The following is a 4,210-nucleotide window of genomic DNA, read 5'->3' as shown; positions in this document are numbered from 1 at the left end:
GACTCATGATGAACCCTGTTCCATGGCTCCAGATGACAAACATGATCTCATATCAGGGACTTGTTCGCACCTTCCCTTGTTTTGTGTGAGCACCGACTTCGCATGCTGGGGAGGTCGGCCCTCTGTGTTGGTCAGGTGTCTAACCTTTGTCGTTCTGTTTTCCAACGTCCCTAGCAAAGCAGAGTTAACAGGAAAACAACAACTGTTCCGTTCGTCGATATCGTAAAAATCACAGCCCCGACGTCAATATCGTCAAAATGGTTTTTAACCCATTTTAAATCATATGGTTATGTTATTTGCTTTGGCGTAATAAGTCCCTGTCTTCAGGCCATTCATGACAATTGTGTGAATTGGATCGGCTCTTGTTTTGACGCGTTTTACCCGCTTAATTCTGCACAAAAAAAAACCGCCCCGGCAAGTGTGAGCCAGGGCGCAGTTCGGGGGGGATCAGGATTTGCGGTTGGCGAGTTGACGCAGGGTCTGGGCGCTGTGGTGCAACTGCTGGCGCAGGGGATCGCTCAGCGGACTGTGGGCCAGCACATACTCGGCGGTGGCGACGACCGTCTTCCAGCGCGGTGCCTTGGGCAGAGTATCCAGGCTCAGGTATTTATCGAGGGTACGGGTCTGGGGGCTGGATCTGTCCATGTAGACGCGCCAAAGCTTGCTCTTCTCCGCCAGCACTATCTTGCCCTTGCCGGTGCTCTGCTGCCAGGCATCCAGGGTGAGACGCATGGTGTCCACCAGGGCCCGGCGCAGGGGTTCGTCATCCTGCTGGCGAATGAGATCGTCGGCGAGCGATCGGAACTCTCCCCCCAACCGGCTCAGTTCACCCAGCAGCTGACCATCCTCTATGATGGCCTGACGTGACAGGCTCTTGAGGGCGTTTTCCAGAGCCATCACCCGGTTCTCGTCCTGGCGCAGCTCAGTGCTGAGGGTGAGGGCGAAGGCGGCCTGCCCCCCCAGGCTGATGGAGAAGGCGCGGGCATTGAGCTCGTCCTGCTGGCCTGCCACCAGAAACGCCAGTCGCTGTTCCTGCTGCGCCTTCAGGTCGGGCCACTGGGTTGCCAGCGGGAGGGCCAGCCACTCATCCAGAGGCTGGCCCTCCATGGCTTCCGGCTCCTGACCCAGCAAGCGGGCCAGCACCCGGGAGGCAAACAGCACAGTGCCCTGCTCATCGATGAAGACAATGGGATCGGCCCCTTCCCCAAGCAGTGCCAGCAGCCGCTCCTGATCCTGATGCAGTTGCTCCTGCAGGGTGAGGCGATGCTCTATCTCCTGCTTGAGCAGGCGGTTCTCCACCAGGGAGGCGCGGCCCGCACTCGCTTCCAGCAGGGCCCTGACCCGGGCAAACAGCTCCTCCTTGCAGAAAGGTTTGACCAGGTAATCGTTGGCCCCGGCGTTGAATCCCTCTTCTATATCCTTTGGCTGGTTGAGGGCGGTGAGCAGCAGCACCGGCAGCTTGTCTTTCGGGTGCTGCTCGCGCAGGCGGCGGCAGACATCAAAACCCGAGAGGGTCGGCATCATGACATCGAGCAGGATCAGGTCGACCGGCTCCTGGGCCAGCTTGGCCAGGGCGTCGTGGCCATCGCTGCTGGGCAGGATGCGGTAACCGCAGGGTTGCAGCAGATGGCGCAGGATATGCAGATTGATGGGCTCGTCATCCACCACCAGTATGAGAGGCGCATCATGGGGCGGAGGCGGCAGATCATCGCTCTCCCAGTCCGGCAAGATGAGCGGCTGCTGGCGCACCAGCTGGTGTTCAATCTGGCGGCTGTCCAGGGTCAGGTTGCCCGCCTTGCCGCTGGCGAGCGGCAGGGTGAAGGCGAAGGTTGAACCGACGCTCGGCTCGCTCTCCACGAAGAGCTCGCCTCCCATCAGGTGTACCAGCTGGCGGGTGATGGAGAGGCCGAGGCCGGCCCCCTGCTTGCTCACCTCGGGGCTCATCTGAACTAGTGGTTCGAAGATGTGCTCCAGATGCTCTTTGGCAATCCCGATGCCGGTGTCGGTCACCTTGATGCGCAGGAAGTTGCCCTCCACCAGTGCGCTCAGCACGACCTTGCCCTGGGGCGTGTACTTGATGGCGTTGCCCACCAGGTTGTAGAGCACCTGTTCGAGGCGCTGCTCGTCGGCCAGTACCGGCGGCAGTTCAGCCGGGCTTATGTCCACCAGGGTGAGGGGCTTGGCCTGCACCAGGTGCTGACAGAGATCCAGCACCAGCCGTATGACCCCCTTGGAGGCGACGGGCTGGGGATGGATCTCCAGCTGGCCGTAGCGCATCTGATGGTAGTCGAGCAGGTCGTCCACCAGCCGGGCCAGACCGTCGGCGCTCTTGATGATGAGGCCGAGCTGATTTTGCTGCCCCTCGGTCAAGTCCTGCTGGCTGGCGAGCATGGACTCCGCCATCCCCTTGATGCCATGGATGGGAGTGCGCAGCTCGTGGGAGGTGTTGGCCAGCAGCTCATCTTTGAGCTTGTCCGCCTGTTGCAGACTGAGGTTCTGCTTGTGGGTCAGTTTGACCTGCTGTTGCAGCTCCTGGGTCTGGCGCTCGATAAGCTCAATCTTGTCTTTCACCGAGCGCTGCATGTGGCGAAACGCCTGAGCCAGCCTGTCTATGTCATCGTCGGTGCGAGGGATTGTGATGGGGTGATCCAGGGCGCCATCGGCCACCTGCTCGGCGGCGGCGGTGAGGGATCGCAACGGGGCCGTGATGGAGTGGGAGAGCCAGCGGGAAAACAGGATCAGCAGCAGCAAGGATCCGGCTCCCAGCAGGATCACCAGCGTTTCCAGCTGACGGATGGGGCGATAGGCCTCGCTGGTGGAGATCTCGGCGATGAAGGCCCACTCGGTGTCGAACACCTTCACCTGGGTATAAGCGGCCAGCACATCGTCATCGTGATAGGAGCGAAACAGCCCGACACCCTGTTCACCGGAGAGGGCCTTGACCACCAATGGGGTCTGCAAGGGCCTGAAATTGGGGCTGAAGCTGTTCTCGACACTGAATTCCGGCGCCAGCCAGGCATTGGCACGCATCCGCTTGTCCGGCCCTATGAGGATGGTCTCGCCAGTTTCTCCCAGCCCCTCCCGCTCGGCCATGATCTGGTTGAGCTTGTCCGGCAGCAGTTCGAAGATCACCACGCCGCGCACATAGTCGTACTGCATGACGGGGGCAGCCATGTAGGCGACCACCTGACCGGTCAGCTCGTTGCGGCCAAAGTCGGTGAATTCGAAGATCTGCTGCGGTTTCTGGCCGCCGTCGAGGCGGCGCTTGATCTTGGCGAAGGTGCTGCCAAGGCCGCTGGCCTGATAGGGTCCGGAGAGCAGGTTGGTGGCAAAGTTGGGGCGCTTGGTGACTGAATAGACAACGTCGCCGTTGAGATCGATGAGGAAGATGTCGCTGTAATTGGATTTGCGCACCATGTCGGCATAGCCGCGATGAAAGCGCTGGTGCACCCGGCCATACATCTCGTCTGCCAGGATCAGGGCACTGATGGCCGGTTCGATCTCGACTTTGGGCTCGGGTTTTTGCAGCTTGTCCCAGGAGCCGGGAACGTAGCGTGCCTGGGCGCGTGCGCGGGCCTCCTGCGGCGTGGTGCCGAGCTTCTCGAACGCACCGGTAAAGCCGTAGAAGCGACCGATACTGTTGCCGGCAAAATCCTGCTGGGAGAAGTTGATGATCTGTTCTTTGAGGTTGCCGAAGTAATCCTCCAGCTGGCTCTTCTTGATGTTGCGAACGGAAACCAGGTGGTTGGACGTCTGGGTGGTGAGATCTTTGCCGTGGCTGTAGAGGAAGAACAGGGTGACGACCAGGAAGGGCACCAGACCCAACATGAAAAAAGCCAGCATTAGCTGCGGCCTGAGCCCACGAGGCTTGAAGATCCATTTCATCGTGTGATTTTCAATTGAGAATCCAGTTACTAAGCGGCACAAGTCTCTGACTAAAGACTAATCATTTCAATGACTTTATCTTAAATTCGCCTGTGGGGTCACAGCCTGATGTGGTTTTTTTGGTCAAGCCGTCTAAACCCTGAGCAAACAGTACGGGCAAGGGCTAAAAGTGCGAAAAAAGGGTTGTGCCCGCGCTCGGGGTACGTATAATGCGCCTCGTTGTCAGGTAACTGGCACACGGCAGTCAGGCGGGAATAGCTCAGTTGGTAGAGCACGACCTTGCCAAGGTCGGGGTCGCGAGTTCGAGTCTCGTTTCCCGCTCCAA

At 59.6% G+C, this 4,210-nt stretch carries 1 protein-coding gene and 1 tRNA gene; one reads left to right on the top strand and one right to left on the bottom strand.

The genetic code is table 11. The annotated features are described in order from the left end of the window. Positions 1-447: 447 nt before the first annotated feature. Entirely contained in the window at positions 448-3,885 is a 3,438-nt protein-coding gene (locus OKC28_RS22760) for a hybrid sensor histidine kinase/response regulator (protein ID WP_270691147.1), read from the bottom strand. A gap of 248 nt (positions 3,886-4,133) precedes the next feature. Between OKC28_RS22760 and OKC28_RS22755 the strand changes: the two genes are divergently transcribed. Then, a tRNA-Gly gene (locus OKC28_RS22755) sits at positions 4,134-4,209 on the top strand. Position 4,210: the final 1 nt, after the last annotated feature.

The sequence above is a fragment of the Aeromonas sp. D3 genome, from assembly GCF_027705025.1.
Classification (GTDB): domain Bacteria; phylum Pseudomonadota; class Gammaproteobacteria; order Enterobacterales; family Aeromonadaceae; genus Aeromonas; species Aeromonas salmonicida.
Note: the sequence above shows the minus strand (reverse complement) of the source record. Positions and strands in the feature narration are given on the sequence as shown.